This window comes from Pantoea sp. VS1 (assembly GCF_002207995.1).
Classification (GTDB): Bacteria; Pseudomonadota; Gammaproteobacteria; order Enterobacterales; family Enterobacteriaceae; genus Pantoea; species Pantoea dispersa.
In genome coordinates this window covers 212071-230594 of the sequence record NZ_NHZE01000004.1, presented here as the reverse complement: position 1 = coordinate 230594, position 18524 = coordinate 212071, and the positions used below count along the sequence as shown (strand labels likewise).

The window sequence follows — 18524 nt, the reverse complement described above, 5'->3', positions numbered from 1 at the left end:
TCGTCTAGAAATTGCCGTTTTTAAAAATCAGCGGTGATTAAGCCACTGTTCGATGGTGTCGAGCGCCAGGCTAATCGGCCCGGGCTCACGTGAAATCTTGCTCTGCAGGCTGGCACCCAGCCACAGCAGATAACAGCGTTGCGCCAGCTGCTGCGGGCTTTGCCCATAGGGCAGCGGCTGTTCGGCTGCGACCTCCGTCAGACAGCGTGCGTAAGCCGCCGTGATGGCCGTAGCACCGCGCTGCAGCGCATCGCGCATCGGCTCTGACAGATCGCACACTTCGCCGGAAAGCTTAACGCCCAGACAGCCGACGATGTGACCCTGCTCAATAAACAGCCGTTCCGCGTAGCGAAAATGCTGCAGTAAGCGTTCGCGTGCAGTAACGCCGGGCTGGGTCAGCTGCTGTTCAACCTGCTGCTGATAGTTGACGAAATAGCGCTCGAGCAGCGCCACACCGAACGCTTCTTTTGAGCGGAAGTAGTGATAAAACGAGCCTTTCGGCACTTCCGCCAGCGCCAGCATTTCGCTCAACCCCATGCCGGTGAAACCGCGCTGCAGGCAGACCTGCTCGCCGGTGGCGAGCAGATGTTCACGGGTTTCGTTGCGTTGCACTGTCTTGTTCATGGCAGGCAGAGTATTAGACCAGTCGGTCTAATGCAATCCTCAGGCACGATTCTGGCACGATTTGATCATATCCAGCTGCGGCTGATACTGCTGCGTCTGGATGTTGAACAGGCCGAGCACCGTGTGGAACAGATTATCCTGCGACACCGCTGTCTCTGCCGCCTGCTGGCGCAGACAGGCCTGATCAATGTGATACGCCGCGGCGTAGCCCGGCGACATCCACAGCAGCAGCGGGATGTGCGTCTGCTGCGACGGCGCAAACAGGTAAGGCGCACCGTGCAGGTACATGCCGTGTTCGCCCAGCGATTCGCCATGGTCGGACAGGTACACCAGCGCCACGTTAAAGCGATCGCTCAGGCCCTTCAGCTTATCGATGGTGCGACTCAGCATATCGTCGGTATACAGCAGCGAGTTATCGTAGGTGTTGACCAGCGCCTGGTGATCGCAATCCTGTATCTGATTGCTGTCGCAGGTGGGCGTAAAGCGCTGGAACGCGGCCGGATAGCGCTTAAAGTAAGCCGGACCGTGGCTGCCCATCTGGTGCAGTACGATGATGCCGTCATTGTGCAGGCTGTCGACATAGTTATCAAAGCGATGCAGTAAAACGTCATCGAGGCAGAAGCCATCGTGGCAGTACTGTGGCAGCTGCCACTGCGTCATATCGGTATGCGGCACGCGGTCGCAGGCACCCTTGCAGCCGCCGTCGTTTTCGCGCCACAGCACGCTGATTCCGGCATGGGCCAGCACATCCAGCACGCCTTCCTGATGATGAGCGAGGTTCGCGTCATAGTGCTCGCGCGGCATATTCGAGAACATGCACGGCACCGAAATGGCGGTTTCCGTGCCGCAGGAGCTGGCGTTGGGATAATAAATCACCTGCTGCTTTTTCAGCTGTGGGTTGGTGTCGCGCGCATAGCCGCCGAGGGAGAAGTTCTCCGCGCGCGCAGTTTCGCCCACCACCAGCACCACCAGCGTCTTTTTCGGCTCGGCGGTGATTAGCGGCCCTTTCTTCGCATCTTCGCCAATCTTCACCAGCGCCTGGCTGCCCTGCAGATAGCGCTGATCGACATAATGGCCGGTGCCGCTGACAATATTGGCAGGGGTGATCATCTTCACCAGTCCTTTGTTATTGCGGATCAGCGAAGCGTAGTCTTTGTAGAACAGCACAGCCATCAGCAGAATCACCAGTACGGCACCGAGCGCACTGGCGAGGCGCTGCAGCAGGTTCCACCACCAGCGCTGGCGATTGCTGATACGGACGCTGCACACCAGCGCCACCGGAAGAATGCCCATCAGCAGCATCCAGATGACATAGTTGCGGCTCATCAGCGCACCGGTTTCCTGGGCATTCGACTCAAACACGTTTTCAATCATGTTGGTGTCGATGACCGTACCAAAGCTGTGCATAAAGTAGTTGGCGGCGGCGCTGGCGAGAATCAGCACAATCAGCAGCGGTTTGCGTATCCACGGCCAGGCCAGCAGCGAGAAGATCAGATAAAACGCCGCAACCAGCACCACTGGCATGCTGGCGGCGAACAGGTAATCATGCACGCGGGTGTAGGGGATAATTTCCCACGCGCGCAGTAAAAACAGGGCATTGAGGACAAAAGCAAAGAACAACGCGGCCAGTAAATTAAAGCTGTTGTCGTGACACTGTAACTTAGAGATCAGTTTCATGGAGACTCATCGGAATAACGGAATATGACAATCGTATGAATTGAAGATGAGGAAAACCTTAACCGCGTCTCCTTACCTGATTGATTCCCTGACTATTGCCACGGTGTCGCAAGCTGGCGTGGTTGTCGCCGTGTACAGTACCAGTAATAACGGTTTATGCCTTGCACTATGTCACTAAGCTGTTATCAATAAGAGTGGATAGGTTCATTGCGGAGGTGATGTGGCTGAGCAATTAGAGTTTTTTCCGGTTCCGAGCCCCTGTCGCGGTATCTGCCAGAGCGATGCGCGCGGCTATTGCCGTGGCTGTCTGCGCAGCCGGGAGGAGCGCTTCAACTGGATGAAATTCAGCGATGCGCAAAAACGCGAGGTGCTGCGCCTGTGTCGCCAGCGCCTGTTGCGCCTGCAGCGTCAGCAAAAAGTGGATGAAAATCCTGATCCACAGCAACCGGAGCTGTTTTAAGAAAACGCGCCGTACGCATTTGGTTATACTCGCGCTTTCGCTATTGCGCAGAAGGGAGTTTAACCATGTTACAACCGCAACCTATTGCCCCGCAGGGACCCGCTTTTTCGCCGCTGATCGCCGGTTACTGGCGGCTGATGGAGTGGGGCATGACGCCGCAGCAGCTGGTGCAGTTTATTGAGCATCATCTGGCATTGGGCATCACCACCGTTGACCACGCCGACATCTATGGCGACTATCGCTGTGAAGCCGCGTTCGGCGAAGCGCTGCGCCTGGCACCGCAGCTGCGTCAGCAACTGCAAATCGTCACCAAGTGCGGCATTGCTACCCGCGCGAAACCGGAACATAAAATCGGTCACTACATCACCGAAGCCAGCCACATCCTGCACAGTGCGGAAAACTCGCTGCGCCACTTTGCCACCGATTATCTCGATCTGCTGTTGATTCACCGTCCGGATCCGTTAATGGATGCGGATGAAATCGCCGACGCCTTCCTGCAGCTGCATCAGAGTGGCAAGGTGCGTTATTTTGGCGTGTCCAACTTTACCGCTGCGCAGTTCACGCTCTTGCAATCCCGTCTGCCGTTTAGCCTGGTCACCAATCAGCTGGAAATCTCACCGCTGGAGCAGTCGGCGCTGCTCGACGGCACGCTCGACCAGTGCCAGCAGACGCGTATGCGCCCGATGGCGTGGTCGTGCCTCGGTGGCGGCCGCCTGTTTAACGATCCGCACTACCAGCCGCTGCGCGATGAGCTGGAACAGGTGCGTCAGGAGATTGGTGCCAGCAATATCGAGCAGGTGGTGTATGCCTGGGTAATGAAGCTGCCCAGTCGTCCGCTGCCGATTATCGGTTCCGGTAAAACGGCGCGCGTCAGCGACGCGGTGAAAGCCTGTGAACTGACGCTGGATCGCCAGCAGTGGTTCCGTATTCGCAAGGCGGCACTCGGCTACGATGTGCCCTGAAGCGTAAATCTGCGTCAAACTACGGCAGCCTGGGCAAAAGCGGTCCAGGCTTAGAGGGAATCTGAACCGTAAGGAGACGTTATGAAAAAAACCATTATGGCCGTGCTGACGCTGGTGTGTGCTGCCGGTGCACACGCGGCGTCAGAAGACGTGACGCTGCATCAGGTGACGGCGCAGGGTATCGGTGAGTCGATCGGTAAGGTGACCATCAGCGAAACCCCGTATGGTCTGCAGTTCGCGCCGGCGCTGAGCGGGCTGAAACCCGGCATTCACGGCTTTCACGTCCACGCCAAAGGCAGCTGTGAGCCCGGCGAATCCGCCGGCAAAACCGTGGCGGCCGGCGCGGCGGGTGGTCACCTCGATCCGCACAACAGCGGCAAGCACCTCGGTCCGTACGCTGACGGTCACCTCGGCGATTTGCCCGCGCTGTATGTCACCGACGACGGTAAAGCCAGCTATCCCGTGGTGGCGCCCCGTCTGAAATCCCTAAGCGAGATCAAAGGCAAAGCGTTGATGGTGCACGTCGGCGGCGATAACCATGCTGACCATCCGCAACCGCTTGGCGGTGGCGGGGCACGTCTGGCCTGCGGCGTGATCTGACCACCGGGCGGCGACGGGCCTGACCCGCCGCCGCCGCGCAGAAAAATTCTGACCCATTTTCCTGCTACTCAGCGGCAACATTCCATCCTATGATGTTGATTCAGGAACGGAACCGCTCAGGGGCAGGCATGAAAACGCGTGGGATTTTGCTGTTGTGTTTAGCGCTGGTGGGCTGCGATCGCCCGAATGATACCCAGCTGCGACTGGAGGCCAGCCGTCAGCTGCAGCGAGATATAGATACCAATCCGCTGCGCGCCAGTTGTGAAAATATTGCCCGCGGCCGCGAATGGCTGACGCAGCATACCCTGCAGCGGCTGCAAGCCAAAGGCTGTCAGAACGTCCTTCGCAGCGCCACCGAAACCAATTTCACTCATACCGAAATCCGCCGTCACAGCATCACCGTGGTGTGCGGCGGCATTCAGGGCACCAGTTTTACCGGCAGCACGCTGGCACGGCGCTTTATCTACTCGTCGGACGAGAAAGCGCTGGTGATCGAGCCGATGTCCGAGCAGGATAAAACCCGCTTTGAAGGGCAGAAGACCCTGCAACAGCTGCACGATGACTTTGATCGGCAGTTTACCCAGTACTGTGAATGATCAATCCGGCACTGCCTGACGCAGCTGCGCCAGCGAACAGCGCAGGCGCCACAAAATACCCGCCAGGGTATTCGCGTCGCTCTCCGGCTGCCCCTGAAGCTGATCAATGGCCTGCTGCAGCGTATCCAGCGCAGTCTGCAGCGAGTCGTGACGCACACCGCGCAAACTCATAATGCGCTGCAAATCCTGCAGACTGCTGTCGCGCAGCTGCGCCAGAGCCGGTGAGCGGGGTTGCCAGACGCGCAGCTGCCAGACAATGTGCGAACAGTTCAGCAGTACCACGCCCCAGCGCAGCAGCCACAGGCGCGCCTGCTCATCACGGCTGTGGCTCAGCTGGCTGATGTAATGATAAATCTGCGATTCAAACCGGCTTTCACTCAGACGCGGCTGGCGACGTAGCTGATCGAGAAAAGCGTGGCGCAGCGCCCGGATATGGCGTCGGCTGCGGCGCGCATCAGAACCCGGCTGTAACACCTGAAACGCCAGCCACGCCAGCAGGACGCCACACACTTTTGCCAGGTTATCGTTAAGGAAGCTCTGGAAATCCCAGTCTGGCGGATTACTTACCGCGATAAACGATCCCATAAACACAATAAATTGGCCCCACAGCGCGGCGCGTTGCTTCTGTTGCAGCTTAAACAGTTGCAGCGTCAGCAGCAGCGGGAACAGCAGCAGCAAAAACTGCCACAGCGCGCTGATTTGCACCATCAGACCAAACTGCAGCACAAAGCTGAACAGCGACAGCCACAGCAGCGTTTTCAGCAGCAGCGACACGCTGCCGCCGGGCGAAGGCGATGACGAGTAGAGCACGCAGGCAATAGCGGTAAGCGTCAGCGCGGCGGCGCCAGCGTCCCACTGGGTCCCGATCCAGAACGCGCAGCCCAGCATGATCACGCTAAACGTGCGCAGCGCACTCCAGCCAGCTTCGGCACTGTCGCTGGCACGTGCCAGTGCTGGCGCGTACGGTGGCTGGAAACGGGTGTCAGCGTCGGCGCGCTCGATCAGGCGAATCCAGCGCTCCACATTCAGCCACACCCAGCAGAAGTAGCGCAGCCGCTGGACAAAAGCACGCTGGCGGAAATCACCGTGCACGTCCGGTGTGATGCTGCGCAGAATCTGCGCCAGCCGGTATTTATCACACTGCGGCTGCGCCAGTTCGTGCAGCAGCTGTTGCATTGCGCTGTACAGCGCCGGCGGCGCGTCGGGCCAGTTAAGCAGCATGCGCCGCAGGCTGGAGAGCACGCTGGTCAGGCGCAACTGCTGATGCAGCACGTAATTAAGCACGTTATTTTGCCGGCGGAAGCGATAGTGGCTCCAGAAGGCCTGAATGCGCAGCAGATTCATGGTGAGGATTTGGCTGATCACCGTTTCGTGGGCGGTGCGCACATTTTCCGTGCTGCTCTGCTGCAACAGCAGCACCGCGTGGTCGAGCAGGCGGGTGTGCATCTGGCGCAGCGATAGCATCAGTGCGCTGCCGTCCGAGGTGCTGGGCAGGATCATCATCATCAGCCCGGCGCAGAGAATCCCGACGATCACTTCGCACACGCGCGCCTGGGTGATGTCCCACAGCTGGCTGACGTCGCTAACGTTAACGCTGCTGAAGGCGATAATCGCGGCGGTGTAACCGGCCAGTGAAAAGGCGTAGGCCACATTGTTCTGAAAATGGCTGGCGACCCAGGTGCAGAGCGCCAGCCAGCCGGCCATGAAAAAGGCAAACAGCCACGGTTCGTTGAGCGTATGACCGGCAATCAGCAGCGCGGCGCTGGCACCGAGCAGGCTGCCGACGATGCGGCCCAGGCTTTTGCTGATGGCGCCGCCGACGGTGGGGAAACTCACCACCGCGGCGGACGTCATGGCCCAGTAAGGCTGATCCAGCTGCAGCGCATACGCCAGGGTGAGCGCCAGACACATCGCGATTGCATTACGTAACGCATAGCGCCACTCGCCGCCGGTTGCCTTTATCCACGGCAGATTGTGCCAGGCCAGCCACTGCAGATTCATGCCGGCCTCAGTGCGCGACAGAGATGGTGCAGGTGGTACCGGCCACCAGCGGCACATTATCCGGTACCGCGTTTAGCCGGATACGCACCGGGACGCGCTGCGCCAGCCTGACCCAGGGCACGTTGGGTTTGATATCAGGCACCAGACCGCCGTCGCTGGCGATGCTTTGATCGTAAATGGCGCGCCCGATGCTCTCCACCTGGCCCTGCAGTCGTGCGCCGTTGCTATACAGCACGATTTGCGCCGCCGCGCCGGGCTGGATATGGCGCAGTTTGGTCTCTTCGAAATAGCCCATCACATAGTAAGAGTGGCTGTCGACCAGCGCGAACAGTGGCGTACCAGCGGTCGCGTAATTGCCGGCACGCAGCGTCAGGTTACTGACCCAGCCGTCGGTCGGTGCCGTCACCGTGGTTTGCTGCAGGTTCCAGCGCGCCTGATCGAGCATCGCCTGTGCGGCTTTCGCTGTGGCGGCCGCCGCATTCGCGTTGAGGCGCGCAGCGTCCATATCTTCAGCGGAGATCACGTTACGCGGCAGGCTGGCACGGCGATCCGCCTCATGCTGCGCTTTGGCGAGGTCGGCCTGCGCCTTCGCCAGCTGGGCCTGCGCATTGGCCAGCGCAATCTGCCACGGCACCGGATCCAGCATCAGCAGCACCTCGCCTTTATGCACGAACTGATTGTCGCGCACGGCCAGCGTGCTGATACGGCCGGAGACCTCGGGCGTCACGTCCACCAGTTCAGCGCGCACTTTGCCATCGCGCGTCCATGGGGCCTGCATGTAGTAGTTCCACATCCACCAGCCTGCGAGCAGCGCCAGGGTAAACACCACAAGGGTAGAAAAGTACTTAAAGGGGTTGAATTTCATGGTGATTTATCCGAGGCTCAGTATCCACAGTGCGCCGCTCACGCACAGAACAAACAGTGAGAGATCCATTAAGGTGGGGTGCCAGACATCGCCGGAGTAGATCCAGCCGCGCAGCAGCGGATGAATCAGCAGCCAGAAAAAGAAGCCCAGCAGCACCGCTTTGAACAGCGGCGGGAAGAACAGTGAGGCACCGAATACCAGATCGGTCAGCGGCGCTGTCGCGGTGAGCGCGAAGATTGACACGTGGCATCATCCTTTTTACCCGGGCACGGTTAAATCAAGTGTAGACAGCGGGCGTGCCGTCTGGCCCGGGATTTGTAATTTGTCCTGTAAACTCGCAGAATAGTGTAAAATCTGGCTTGATAGCTAGCAAGCTAATTATAAGGAGATGAAATGGATACGCCGCTTGGAACAGATCTGTCTCGCCTGGTGCGCATCTGGCGCGCGTTGATCGACCAGCGTCTGAAGCCGCTTGAGTTGACACAAACCCACTGGGTGACGTTGCACAATATTCATCAACTCCCGCCAGAGCAGTCGCAGATTCAGCTGGCGAAAGCCATCGGTATTGAGCAGCCGTCGCTGGTGCGTACGCTGGATCAGCTGGAAGAGAAGGGGCTCATCACCCGCGCCACCTGCGCTAACGATCGCCGCGCCAAGCGCATCAAGCTGACCCGTCAGGCTGAGCCGATCATTGAGCAGGTCGAAAACGTGATCGACGCGACGCGTGACGACATCCTCTCCGGCATCAGCCTCGAAGAGATCAATCAGATGGTGACGCTGATTGCCCGGCTGGAAAAAAACATTCTCGAGTTGCAGAACCGCGAGAAATAAAAAAACCGACGCACTGGCGTCGGTTTTTTTTATCTGCGTGCTTAGCGCGGAGAGACGGTGACCTGGCTGCCGTTGGAAGCCATCACTACGCGCTGGCCGACCGAGTAACGGCTGGCGGACTGCTTCTGCACCACCATAATGGTATTGCCGTCATCCTTACGGATCTCCAGCTCTACGCCGTCAGATTTGTTGAGCGCACCCTGCACGCCCTGACCGGCTACGCCGCCCAGTACCGCACCGCCGGCCGTTGCCAGACTGCGCCCCGCGCCGCCGCCAATGGTATTACCGAGGAAACCACCCAGCACCGCACCACCAATAGCACCGATCACATTACTGTCATCGCCGCCCTGAATTTTTACCGGACGCACGGAGACCAGCGTACCGTATGAGACGCTTTGAACCTGCTTGGCTTCGCTGGCGCTGTAAACATCGCCGGAAAGGGTATCGTTATTAACACAGCCAGCCAGCGTGATACCCGCCAGGGCTACGGCTACGAAACGCTTAATCATGAGAAAGCTCCTTAATGCAAAAAAACGCCATATTCTCGTCCTGTACTGCAACAGTATAAGTCAGAAAATGGTCAATTGACGCGATGTCCGAACAATATGCGGCTGGGCCGAAGCATAGACCACCGCCCATCAACAAAAATTCAATTGCCGGATGAAAATAGTTTGCTGCCGGAATGCGTGTCGCAGCGCAGTTGAAAAGCGGAAATTTATCATAGAATTAGCCCCGGTAATTTGCCAGGCTAAACACAGATGCATTGCAGGCCCGCAAACGGGTAAGGAAGCGCTATGAAATCAGGACGCTATATCGGCGTGATGTCCGGCACCAGCCTGGACGGCGTAGACGTCGTGCTGGCCGCGATCGACCAGCATATGGTGGCGCAACAGGCCAGCTACTGCCATCCCATCCCGCTGGCGCTGCGTCAGCAGGTGCTGGAAATTTGTCAGGGACAGACGCTGACGCTGTCGCAGCTCGGTCAGCTTGATACCCGGCTCGGCCAGCTGTTTGCGGAAGCCGTGCTGACGCTGATGCAGCAGCAGGCGCTGGAGGCCAGCGATATCATGGCGATTGGCTGCCACGGCCAGACGGTGTGGCACGAGCCGCAGTCGGCGGCACCGAATACGCTGCAAATTGGCGACAATAACCAGATTGCTGCCGCGACCGGCGTCACGGTGGTTGGCGATTTTCGCCGCCGCGACATGGCGCTGGGCGGCCAGGGCGCACCGCTGGTACCGGCTTTTCACCAGGCGCTGCTGATGGACAGCGTTGAACGGCGCATGGTGCTGAATATTGGCGGCATCGCCAATCTGTCGCTGCTGATCCCCGGTCAGCCGGTGCGCGGCTTTGATACCGGACCAGGTAATATGCTGATGGATGCGTGGATCTGGCGCCACAAAGGCCTGCCGTTTGATAAAGATGCCGGCTGGGCGCGCAGTGGCCAGGTCGTGCCCGCGCTGCTGGAGCAGATGCTCGGCGATCCGTGGTTTGCGCTGCCGCCACCCAAAAGCACCGGTCGGGAATACTTCAACCTGGGCTGGGTGGAACAGCAGCTGCAGCGCTTCCCGGCGCTGGCCCCGCAGGATGTGCAGGCAACGCTGTGCGAGCTGACCGCGCTGACCATCGCCCATCAGGTACAGCTCAACGATGGCTGCGATCGTCTGCTGGTGTGCGGCGGCGGCAGTCGCAATCCGCTGCTGATGGCGCGGCTGGCCGCGCATCTGTCTGGCACCGAGGTGGGCACCACCGATCAGGCCGGTATCAGCGGAGATGATATGGAGGCGCTGGCCTTTGCCTGGCTGGCGTTCCGCACCCTGTCCGGGCTGCCGGGCAATCTGCCGGCGGTAACCGGCGCGCGCGAAATGAGCGTGCTGGGTGCCATCTATCCCGCCAATCCCCACGCAATACGTTAAGGAGCAAACATGAAAAAGATGATCGTGCTGGCCGGCACCCTGACCTTACTCAGCGGCTGTGGTATCTGGCATAAACCTGCACCCGCGCCAGAGACGTTACATTACCAGTGTGGCACGCTGCCGCTGACGGTCACGCTGGACAACGCGAAGCAGCAGGTAAGCTTTATTCTGGACGGCAAACCACTCACGCTGACCCAGACGGTGTCTGCCTCCGGCGCGCGCTACAGCGATGGGACCTACGTTATCTGGTCAAAAGGCAATGGCGCCTTTGTTGAACGCAACGATAAAATCGTGATTAATGATTGTGAACTGCAGAACGCGGATGCCTCCGCACAGTAAGAGAGAACCGGGATACCAGCATGAGCGACAGTGACAGCTTGCAACAAATTGCCCACCTGCGTCGGGAGTACACGCGCGGCGGGCTGCGGCGCAAAGATTTGCCAGATACTCCTCTGGCGCTGTTTGAGCAGTGGCTGCAGCAGGCGTGCGCCGCGCAGCTGCCCGATCCCACCGCCATGACGGTGGCGACGGTGGATAGCAGCGGCCAGCCCTATCAGCGCATCGTCCTGCTTAAACACTACGATGAGCAGGGCATGGTGTTTTACACCAACCTCGGCAGCCGTAAAGCGCTGCAGCTGGCGGACAATCCGCGTATTTCCCTGCATTTCCCCTGGCACTTCCTTGAGCGTCAGGTAATGGTGCTGGGCGAAGTGGAGAAACTGTCGCCGCTGGAAGTGCTGAAGTACTTCCACAGCCGTCCGCGCGACAGCCAGATTGGCGCCTGGGTATCAAAACAGTCGAGCCGGATTTCCGCGCGCGGCGTGCTCGAGGGCAAATTCCTTGAGCTCAAGCAGAAGTTTCAGCAGGGGGAAGTGCCGCTGCCGAGTTTCTGGGGCGGATTCCGCGTCAGATTCCACACCATGGAGTTCTGGCAGGGCGGCGAACATCGCCTGCATGACCGCTTCCTTTATCAGCGTGATGGCAGCGGCTGGACAATCGACCGTTTAGCACCGTAAAACTGCGTTTTATCCCCTTTCAGCGCTGGCGCACGGCTCGTCAGCGCTTTATGCTATAGCCCTCATTTTTTTCGTATCCGCACGTCAGCGGACAGCTGTGTACCAGCATAGGTGCAGTCTGATCAATTTGGAGTCAGTGATGACCAGCAGTAACCTGATACAACAATTGCAAGAGAGAGGCTTAGTAGCCCAGGTAACGGACGAGGAAGCGTTAGCAGAGCGGCTGGCGCAAGGGCCAATTGCACTCTATTGCGGCTTTGATCCCACCGCTGATAGCTTGCACTTGGGCCATCTGGTGCCGCTGCTGTGCCTGAAACGTTTCCAGGATGCCGGCCACAAGCCGGTGGCCCTGGTCGGCGGTGCCACCGGCCTGATTGGCGATCCCAGCTTTAAAGCGGCCGAACGTAAACTCAACACCACGGAAACCGTCAACGAGTGGGTAGAGAAGATCCGCAAACAGGTTGCGCCTTTCCTCGATTTTGACTGCGGCGACAACAGCGCCATCGCGGCCAACAACTATGACTGGTTTGGCGGCATGAACGTGCTGACCTTCCTGCGCGATATCGGTAAGCACTTCTCGGTCAACCAGATGATCAACCGTGAAGCGGTGAAAATGCGCCTGAACCGTGAAGATCAGGGCATCTCCTACACCGAGTTTTCCTACAACCTGCTGCAGGGTTACGACTTTGCCGAACTGAACAAGCGCTACGACGTGGTGCTGCAGATTGGCGGCTCCGACCAGTGGGGGAACATCACCTCCGGCATCGATCTGACGCGTCGTCTGCATCAGCAGCAGGCGTGGGGACTGACTGTGCCGCTGATCACCAAGTCGGACGGCACCAAATTTGGTAAAACCGAAGGTGGCGCAGTATGGCTGGATGCGAAGAAAACCAGTCCATACAAGTTCTACCAGTTCTGGATCAACACCGCCGACGCGGACGTCTATCGCTTCCTGAAGTTCTTCACCTTCATGAGCATTGAAGAGATCAATGCGCTGGAAGAAGAAGACAAAACCAGTGGCAAAGCGCCGCGCGCGCAGTATGTGCTGGCAGAGCAGGTGACGCGTCTGGTGCACGGCGAAAGCGGGCTGAGCGCGGCGAAGCGCATCACCGACAGCCTGTTCTCCGGCAGTCTGAGCGACATGACCGAAGCGGACTTTGAGCAGCTGGCGCAGGATGGCATGCCGACCATTAGCCTGAAGGCGGACGACGATCTGCAACAGGCGCTGGTGGCGGCGGAACTGGTGCCGTCACGCGGCCAGGCGCGCACCATGATTGGCTCCAACGCGGTGTCTGTCAACGGTGAGAAACAGTCTGATGCCGAGTATCGTTTCAGCGACAGCGACAAACTGTTTGGTCGTTACACGCTGCTGCGTCGCGGCAAAAAACACTACTGCCTGATTAGCTGGCAGTAAGGTGCAAGGGCCGGTCTCCGGCCCTTTTTTATGGCAAGCAGTACAGGGCAATAATGAAAAATATCCTCGCAATCCAGTCTCACGTGGTTTATGGCCACGCCGGTAACAGCGCGGCTGAATTCCCGATGCGACGCATGGGCGCCAACGTCTGGCCGTTAAACACCGTGCAGTTTTCCAATCACACCCAGTATGGTCACTGGACCGGCACCGTGATGCCCGCCACCCATCTGACCGATATCGTCAGCGGGATCGCCGCCATCGATCGTCTGAAAACCTGCGATGCGGTGCTGAGCGGCTATCTCGGCTCGGCGGAGCAGGGCGAACAGATCCTGGAAATCGTGCGTATGGTGAAGGCGGCGAATCCTGACGCCTGGTATTTCTGTGACCCGGTGATGGGCCATCCGGAAAAAGGCTGCATCGTTGCGCCCGGCGTAGCGGAGTTTCACTGCAAGCAGGCGATGCCGGCCAGCGATCTTATCGCGCCGAACCTGCTGGAGCTGGAGATGCTCAGTGGCCAGACGGTTGCAAACGTGGAGCAGGCGGTGGTAGCCGCTCGCGCATTGATTGCGCAGGGGCCGCGCGTGGTGCTGGTGAAACACCTGGCGCGCGCCGGACGCCGTAGCGATCGCTTCGAAATGCTGCTGGTCACCGCCGATCAGTGCTGGCACATCAGCCGTCCGCTGGTGGATTTTGGTGTGCGTCAGCCGGTGGGGGTTGGCGATCTGACCAGTGGCCTGTTGCTGGTTGACCTGCTGCACGGCAAATCGCTGCAGGATGCGCTGGAACATGTCACGGCGGCGGTGTATGAAGTGATGCTGAAAACCCACGAAATGGGCGAGTATGAACTGCAACTGGTGGCGGCGCAGGATGCGATTGCGCAACCCACGCAGCACTTTGCGGCAGAACAGCTGTAATCGCTACTAAGCCACAGGCCGGCCAGCACGCCGGCCTGTGGCGTCAGACCAGACCTTCAGCCTTCAGTGCGGCCTGAACCGCCGGCCGCGCGGCCACCCGCGCAAACCATGCCTCCAGCGCGCTCAAACCTTCCAGATTCAGTTTGATGGCTTTTGCCCAGCGCGTAACCACAAACAGATAGACATCGGCGACGGTAAAGCGTAACCCCATCAGCCACTGTTTATCCTGCAGCGCGTCGTTAACGCGCTGAAATTTTTGCTCCAGCTGTGCACGCACTATGGCTTTGTACTCTTCCGGCGTATCCGGACGGAACAGCGGGGAAAAGGTTTTGTGCAATTCGCTGCTGATGTAGCTCAGCCACTCCAGCGTGTGGTAGCGCGTCAGGCTGCCGGTCGGTGCCAGCAGGTTGCGATCCGGCTTGAGATCCGCCAGATACTGCACAATCGCCACGCCTTCCGTCAGTATGCTGCCGTCATCAAACTGCAGCGCGGGAACCTGTCCTTTGGGGTTTATCTGCCAGTAATCTTCTCCGCGCTCGGTGACTTTCTTCTGCAGATCGACATTGACCTGCGTAAAATCCAGCCCGCATTCGCGCGCAACGATATGCGGCGAGAGCGAACAGGCACCGGGCTTACAATAGAGTTTCATCATGGCCTCTCCTGATGAGTTGTTGTGATGACAGCAGCATAAAACTGCCAGAAATTTTTACCAGTGACAGCGATCAGGAATTGCGGGCGGGCGCGGGAAATTCAGCGGCCGCCTGCAGTCGCGGCGGCAGTGCCGTGAGCGCGAAATCCCAGAAACAGCGTACCTTGGGCGCCATGTTTTTCACACGCTGCGCCACCAGATGCACCGGCAGCGGTGCCGGCTCCCACTCGCTCAGCAGGCGGATCAGCGTGCCAGCCTGCAGTTCATCTATCACCTGATAAGACAACAGACGGCCAATGCCCTGGCCACTGCGCAATGCATCCAGCTGGCTGGCGATGTCATTGACGCGCAGACGTGGGGTGATACGCACGCGCAGGTCGTGCGCGAAGCGCCACTCACGGGTATGGCGCACGCCAGCCACCAGCGCATGCATGCTGAGCTCAGCCGGATGGGCCGGTATTCCGGCGTGGCGAAGGTAGTCCGGGCTGGCGACCAGCATCGAGCGTACGCTGCCGACGTTGCGCGCCACCATCGACGAATCCTGCAGCTCGCCAATGCGCACCGCAATATCCAGCCCGTTTTCAATCAGGTCCTGATAGCTGTCGCTTAGAATCAGTTCGATTTGCATTTCCGGATGCTGTTGCAGAAAGGCATTGACCAGCGGCATCACGTGGCGACGGCCACACATCACCGGGGCGGTAATGCGCAGCAGGCCGTGCAGTCCGCTGTGGTGGGCGCTGTCGAGCGCGCTCTGGTAATCGTTAAGCAAGCGCTGCGCCTGCTCAAACAGCTGCCAGCCGCTCTCGGTGGGAGCCAGCTGGCGCGTGGTGCGCTCAATCAGGGTGGTGCCAAAACGTGCTTCCAGCGCATTCAGCGTGCGGGTAATGACCGGCGGCGAACGCTGCAATACGCGCGCCGCGCCAGCCAGGCTGCCCTGCTGAATCACCGCAACAAACACCTGCAGCTCGTCAAATCTGTCCATGAGCCATTCCCGATCTCAGCCGTGCAAGGCGAGCATAAAAAGCGTGTTGCTTAAACTACAGCGGAAAGCGGGGGTTGTGAAGGGGGATAAAAAAAGCCGGGCTTAGCCCGGCTCAGAAACGATTACTGGTTAGCGCTAGCGCGCTTCAGTTCTGCCTGCGCATCATCCTGCGTCATGCGGTTGAGCAGCGGGGCGGTAATCAGCATCAGCAGCGCGATTACGCCAGTGGCGATACCAATCTGCTGGAACACCTGGCTATACACGGCCAGTGAGGCGTGAGGATCGGTGACGTTTTCCGGCACCGCCATCAGGTTCGCTACCTTACCGGCAATCATCGCGGCACCGGCGGTGGTGAGGAACCAGGAGCCCATAATAAAGCCCATCAGACGTTGCGGCACCAGCTGCGCCACCATCGCCAGGCCGAGACCGGAGATCATCAGCTCACCGATACTTTGCAGCGCATAGCTCAGAATCAGCCAGTTCACCGAAACGATACCCGCCTGGTTCGCGAATTTCGCGCCAAACGGCAGCACCAGGAACGCTGCAGAGCACAGCACCATGCCAATGGCAAACTTGTGCGGCATCGGCAGCTTATCGCCAAGCTTGTTATAGACTGCCGCCAGAATCGGGCTGGCCACCATGATCCAGAACGGATTGAGCGCCTGGAACTGTTCCGGCTCAAAGGTGATACCGAGAATCGCGTGCTCGACGTTACGGATGGCGAAGAAGTTCAGCGAGGTTGGCATCTGCATGTACAGCACGAAGAACACAATGGCTTCGACCATCAGCAGGAATGCAACAATCATTTTGCGGCGTGCCGCACCGTGCAGCGCAAAGGCTTCTTTGGCAAACACCAGCACGATACCGATCGCGATCACGCCCAGCGTCATGCGGGCAATGCTCTGATGATGCAGCAGCCAGGTGGCCAGCGCGATCAGCGCAACCACGCCGACAAGGGTCATCAGCAGCTTACCGACCTGCAGCGGCGCAAAGTCTGGTTTAGAGCCGTAATTCTTCACCAGGCGCTGGCAGAACAGGAAGTTCAGCAGGGTGATCACCAGGCCCACCACCGACAGCGAAAACGCCGCGCCCCAGCCATATTTGGCCGCCAGCCACGGAGTCAGCATCATGGAGAACAGCGAACCGATGTTGATCGACATGTAGAACATGGTGAAGGCACCGTCGATGCGCGGATCGTCTTTCTCGTAGCAGGTCGACAGCAGTGAAGAAGGGTTAGCCTTGAACAGCCCGCTACCCACGGCAATAGTCGCCATGCCGACATACACCATGGTGGTGTCATGACCGGAGAAGGCAATCATCGCATAGCCCAGCGCCAGCACAATGACGCCGAGAATAATCACGCGTTTGGTGCCGAGCACTTTGTCGCCCAGCCAGCCGCCAATGGCCACCAGGCCGTAAACCAGTGCGCTGAACGAGGTGAACAGGGTGATGGAGTCCGCTTCGGACATCCCCAGCTGTTTCACCAGATAGACCGCCATGATGGCTTGCAGACCGTAGTAGCCAAAACGCTCCCACAGTTCGATGGAGAAGATCAAATAGAACGCTTTCGGCTGACGGAAGGCGTTAAGGCTTACCGCCTCATCAGTGTGTTTGTTTGCAGTTGACACGTATACCTCAGTTTATACATCGCCTGTTTTACAACAGGAATTAAGTCTGCGTCGGGCTGGGTAATCCCGCGCAACATTGTTATTAGAAAGGAAAAACGGCGCCTAATTTGGCTGAATCAGGCCAACAGGGCAAGCATTTTCTGCACGCTGAAATACTTGTTACAGGCAGGGTTATAACCAGGATAATAACTTGTAAATCAGTGTTAAATATCACTGCGTGACATTATAGCAGGATAATTGTTCTTGTTGCAGATCGGTTGATGGATTTTCCTGAGATAAACTGCTTTTCCTGCTCCGGGCAGGACATAATATTATCCAGCCCATTCAGATGGATGAATCCCCTGATTTTTGCCGAAGAAGTAAGCGCAATTGTCTGATTGTTGAGCACAATAAGCGGCTGACAGTTCGCCGCAGGCTAATTTGTTGATCCTGCGCACAAAATTATCAATTAATTAGAAATGTAAAAAAAGAAAACGATTGCTGCTCTCCCGTTTGCCGACAATTTCACCACTTAATCGCGGCTTTCATTGTATAAGCTCTGCAACGTCCCCGGCGGCAGTGACCTGTTGCGCCAGGCAGGGGGAGGAGGGATAGCCGATCGCCAGCCCTTAGACAGCCTGAATAAATTGCTGTAACCTCGTTTTTTCCCTGCAAGGAACTCATCATGAAGCAGTCCGTTCGTGTCGCTCTCGTGGGCGATTACCGTGCCAGTGCTGTCGCGCACCAGGCTATTCCTCCCGCTGTTCAGCTTGCCGCAACCTCTCTCTCACTTAACGTAACCGCCGACTGGATCGCGACGCCGGAAATCGATCTGCCGCGTCTGCACGAATATGATGCCGTCTGGGTGGTGCCTGGCAGTCCCTTCCTGAATGATGCCGGCGTGTTCGACGTCATTCGCTGGGCGCGCGAAAGCGGTAAACCCTTTTTAGGCTCGTGCGCCGGCTTTCAGTATGCGGTGGTGGAGTACGCGCGCAACGTGCTGGGCTGGGAGGATGCTGGCCACGCCGAGACCGACCCTGACGCGCGTTGGGTGATTGCGCCACTGGCCTGCTCGCTGGTTGAGCAGCGCGGTGAGGTCACGTTTGAGCCGGGTTCGCGTATTGCTCAGGCCTACGGCGCGCTGCAGAGTAACGAAGGCTATCACTGCAACTTTGGCGTTAACGCTGAGTTCAGCGAGGCGCTGGCCACGCGCAATCTGCGTATTACCTCATGGGATCTGGAGGGGGATGTGCGCGGGGTAGAGCTGACCGATCATCCGTTCTTTGTCGCCACGCTGTTCCAGTCTGAACGCGCCGCGTTACAAAACCGGCTGTCACCGCTGGTCGTGGCGTGGCTGCAGGCGGCGCAATAACGGTTAATAAGCGATCTACGGCGCGCAGGGTCGCGCCG

At 58.6% G+C, this 18524-nt stretch carries 20 protein-coding genes; 11 read left to right on the top strand and 9 right to left on the bottom strand.

Annotated elements, in window-relative coordinates:
* Positions 1-27: 27 nt before the first annotated feature.
* Entirely contained in the window at positions 28-624 is a 597-nt protein-coding gene (locus CBW22_RS01695) for a TetR/AcrR family transcriptional regulator (RefSeq protein ID WP_031279165.1), read from the bottom strand.
* A gap of 39 nt (positions 625-663) precedes the next feature.
* Positions 664-2301, bottom strand: a complete 1638-nt coding sequence (eptA, locus tag CBW22_RS01690; protein ID WP_088515855.1) for a phosphoethanolamine transferase EptA — start codon at positions 2299-2301, stop codon at positions 664-666.
* Positions 2302-2521: 220 nt separating this feature from the next.
* Between eptA and CBW22_RS01685 the strand changes: the two genes are divergently transcribed.
* From CBW22_RS01685 to CBW22_RS01670, 4 genes are all read left to right on the top strand, one after another.
* Positions 2522-2761, top strand: a complete 240-nt coding sequence (locus CBW22_RS01685) for a DUF1289 domain-containing protein (protein WP_021506211.1) — start codon at positions 2522-2524, stop codon at positions 2759-2761.
* 65 nt (positions 2762-2826) lie between these two features.
* Entirely contained in the window at positions 2827-3723 is an 897-nt protein-coding gene (locus CBW22_RS01680) for an aldo/keto reductase (protein WP_088515854.1), read from the top strand.
* An 81-nt stretch (positions 3724-3804) separates the two neighbouring features.
* On the top strand, positions 3805-4323 hold the full coding sequence (sodC, locus tag CBW22_RS01675; protein WP_021506209.1) for a superoxide dismutase family protein: 519 nt from the start codon (positions 3805-3807) through the stop codon (positions 4321-4323).
* Positions 4324-4451: 128 nt separating this feature from the next.
* Positions 4452-4919: a hypothetical protein gene (locus CBW22_RS01670; RefSeq protein ID WP_021506208.1), complete on the top strand. Its 468-nt coding sequence runs from the start codon at positions 4452-4454 to the stop codon at positions 4917-4919.
* Here CBW22_RS01670 and CBW22_RS01665 read toward each other — a convergent pair whose 3' ends face one another.
* Genes CBW22_RS01665 through CBW22_RS01655 form a run of 3 tightly spaced genes read right to left on the bottom strand, consistent with a single transcriptional unit; the run spans position 4920 to position 8028 of the window.
* Positions 4920-6920, bottom strand: a complete 2001-nt coding sequence (locus tag CBW22_RS01665) for an FUSC family protein (protein WP_088515853.1) — start codon at positions 6918-6920, stop codon at positions 4920-4922. It abuts the gene before it with no gap.
* A gap of 7 nt (positions 6921-6927) precedes the next feature.
* A complete protein-coding gene (locus CBW22_RS01660) occupies positions 6928-7785 on the bottom strand; it encodes an efflux RND transporter periplasmic adaptor subunit (protein WP_088515852.1) in 858 nt (285 codons plus the stop codon).
* Positions 7786-7791: 6 nt separating this feature from the next.
* A complete protein-coding gene (locus CBW22_RS01655; protein ID WP_021506205.1) occupies positions 7792-8028 on the bottom strand; it encodes a DUF1656 domain-containing protein in 237 nt (78 codons plus the stop codon).
* A 150-nt stretch (positions 8029-8178) separates the two neighbouring features.
* Between CBW22_RS01655 and slyA the strand changes: the two genes are divergently transcribed.
* On the top strand, positions 8179-8616 hold the full coding sequence (slyA, locus tag CBW22_RS01650) for a transcriptional regulator SlyA (RefSeq protein WP_010618966.1): 438 nt from the start codon (positions 8179-8181) through the stop codon (positions 8614-8616).
* A gap of 41 nt (positions 8617-8657) precedes the next feature.
* On the opposite strand, the gene slyB is transcribed toward slyA, so the two are convergent.
* Entirely contained in the window at positions 8658-9125 is a 468-nt protein-coding gene (gene slyB / locus CBW22_RS01645) for an outer membrane lipoprotein SlyB (RefSeq protein WP_021506204.1), read from the bottom strand.
* 285 nt (positions 9126-9410) lie between these two features.
* Between slyB and anmK the strand changes: the two genes are divergently transcribed.
* From anmK to pdxY, 5 genes are all read left to right on the top strand, one after another.
* Complete coding sequence (gene anmK / locus CBW22_RS01640; RefSeq protein WP_088515851.1) at positions 9411-10532, top strand: anhydro-N-acetylmuramic acid kinase; 1122 nt, start codon at positions 9411-9413, stop codon at positions 10530-10532.
* Between the two features lie 9 nt (positions 10533-10541).
* Positions 10542-10871: an MliC family protein gene (locus CBW22_RS01635; protein ID WP_088515850.1), complete on the top strand. Its 330-nt coding sequence runs from the start codon at positions 10542-10544 to the stop codon at positions 10869-10871.
* A 20-nt stretch (positions 10872-10891) separates the two neighbouring features.
* Positions 10892-11548, top strand: coding sequence for a pyridoxamine 5'-phosphate oxidase (gene pdxH, locus CBW22_RS01630; RefSeq protein ID WP_058769709.1), 657 nt, complete (start codon positions 10892-10894; stop codon positions 11546-11548).
* A 139-nt stretch (positions 11549-11687) separates the two neighbouring features.
* Positions 11688-12962: a tyrosine--tRNA ligase gene (gene tyrS / locus CBW22_RS01625; protein WP_059011053.1), complete on the top strand. Its 1275-nt coding sequence runs from the start codon at positions 11688-11690 to the stop codon at positions 12960-12962.
* Positions 12963-13015: 53 nt separating this feature from the next.
* On the top strand, positions 13016-13876 hold the full coding sequence (gene pdxY, locus CBW22_RS01620; RefSeq protein WP_058776274.1) for a pyridoxal kinase PdxY: 861 nt from the start codon (positions 13016-13018) through the stop codon (positions 13874-13876).
* A 43-nt stretch (positions 13877-13919) separates the two neighbouring features.
* Here the strand turns inward: pdxY and gstA are convergent, their stop codons facing one another.
* From gstA to dtpA, 3 genes are all read right to left on the bottom strand, one after another.
* Complete coding sequence (gene gstA / locus CBW22_RS01615) at positions 13920-14525, bottom strand: glutathione transferase GstA (protein ID WP_031279159.1); 606 nt, start codon at positions 14523-14525, stop codon at positions 13920-13922.
* Positions 14526-14598: 73 nt separating this feature from the next.
* A complete protein-coding gene (locus tag CBW22_RS01610) occupies positions 14599-15507 on the bottom strand; it encodes a LysR family transcriptional regulator (protein WP_088515849.1) in 909 nt (302 codons plus the stop codon).
* Between the two features lie 122 nt (positions 15508-15629).
* Positions 15630-17135, bottom strand: coding sequence for a dipeptide/tripeptide permease DtpA (gene dtpA, locus CBW22_RS01605; protein WP_058757699.1), 1506 nt, complete (start codon positions 17133-17135; stop codon positions 15630-15632).
* A gap of 664 nt (positions 17136-17799) precedes the next feature.
* On the opposite strand from dtpA, the gene CBW22_RS01600 reads away from it, so the two are divergent.
* Positions 17800-18486, top strand: coding sequence for a CTP synthase C-terminal region-related (seleno)protein (locus tag CBW22_RS01600; RefSeq protein WP_088515848.1), 687 nt, complete (start codon positions 17800-17802; stop codon positions 18484-18486).
* Positions 18487-18524 lie beyond the last annotated feature (38 nt).

Excerpts from the sequence above, each read along its gene's own strand:
- CBW22_RS01695 (WP_031279165.1), bottom strand. The coding sequence starts at position 624 with ATGAACAAGACAGTGCAACGCAACGAAACCCGTGAACATCTGCTCGCC.
- eptA (WP_088515855.1), bottom strand. The coding sequence starts at position 2,301 with ATGAAACTGATCTCTAAGTTACAGTGTCACGACAACAGCTTTAATTTA.
- CBW22_RS01680 (WP_088515854.1), top strand. The coding sequence starts at position 2,827 with ATGTTACAACCGCAACCTATTGCCCCGCAGGGACCCGCTTTTTCGCCG.
- sodC (WP_021506209.1), top strand. The coding sequence starts at position 3,805 with ATGAAAAAAACCATTATGGCCGTGCTGACGCTGGTGTGTGCTGCCGGT.
- CBW22_RS01670 (WP_021506208.1), top strand. The coding sequence starts at position 4,452 with ATGAAAACGCGTGGGATTTTGCTGTTGTGTTTAGCGCTGGTGGGCTGC.
- CBW22_RS01665 (WP_088515853.1), bottom strand. The coding sequence starts at position 6,920 with ATGAATCTGCAGTGGCTGGCCTGGCACAATCTGCCGTGGATAAAGGCA.
- CBW22_RS01660 (WP_088515852.1), bottom strand. The coding sequence starts at position 7,785 with ATGAAATTCAACCCCTTTAAGTACTTTTCTACCCTTGTGGTGTTTACC.
- slyA (WP_010618966.1), top strand. The coding sequence starts at position 8,179 with ATGGATACGCCGCTTGGAACAGATCTGTCTCGCCTGGTGCGCATCTGG.
- slyB (WP_021506204.1), bottom strand. The coding sequence starts at position 9,125 with ATGATTAAGCGTTTCGTAGCCGTAGCCCTGGCGGGTATCACGCTGGCT.
- anmK (WP_088515851.1), top strand. The coding sequence starts at position 9,411 with ATGAAATCAGGACGCTATATCGGCGTGATGTCCGGCACCAGCCTGGAC.
- CBW22_RS01635 (WP_088515850.1), top strand. The coding sequence starts at position 10,542 with ATGAAAAAGATGATCGTGCTGGCCGGCACCCTGACCTTACTCAGCGGC.
- pdxH (WP_058769709.1), top strand. The coding sequence starts at position 10,892 with ATGAGCGACAGTGACAGCTTGCAACAAATTGCCCACCTGCGTCGGGAG.
- tyrS (WP_059011053.1), top strand. The coding sequence starts at position 11,688 with ATGACCAGCAGTAACCTGATACAACAATTGCAAGAGAGAGGCTTAGTA.
- pdxY (WP_058776274.1), top strand. The coding sequence starts at position 13,016 with ATGAAAAATATCCTCGCAATCCAGTCTCACGTGGTTTATGGCCACGCC.
- gstA (WP_031279159.1), bottom strand. The coding sequence starts at position 14,525 with ATGAAACTCTATTGTAAGCCCGGTGCCTGTTCGCTCTCGCCGCATATC.
- CBW22_RS01610 (WP_088515849.1), bottom strand. The coding sequence starts at position 15,507 with ATGGACAGATTTGACGAGCTGCAGGTGTTTGTTGCGGTGATTCAGCAG.
- CBW22_RS01600 (WP_088515848.1), top strand. The coding sequence starts at position 17,800 with ATGAAGCAGTCCGTTCGTGTCGCTCTCGTGGGCGATTACCGTGCCAGT.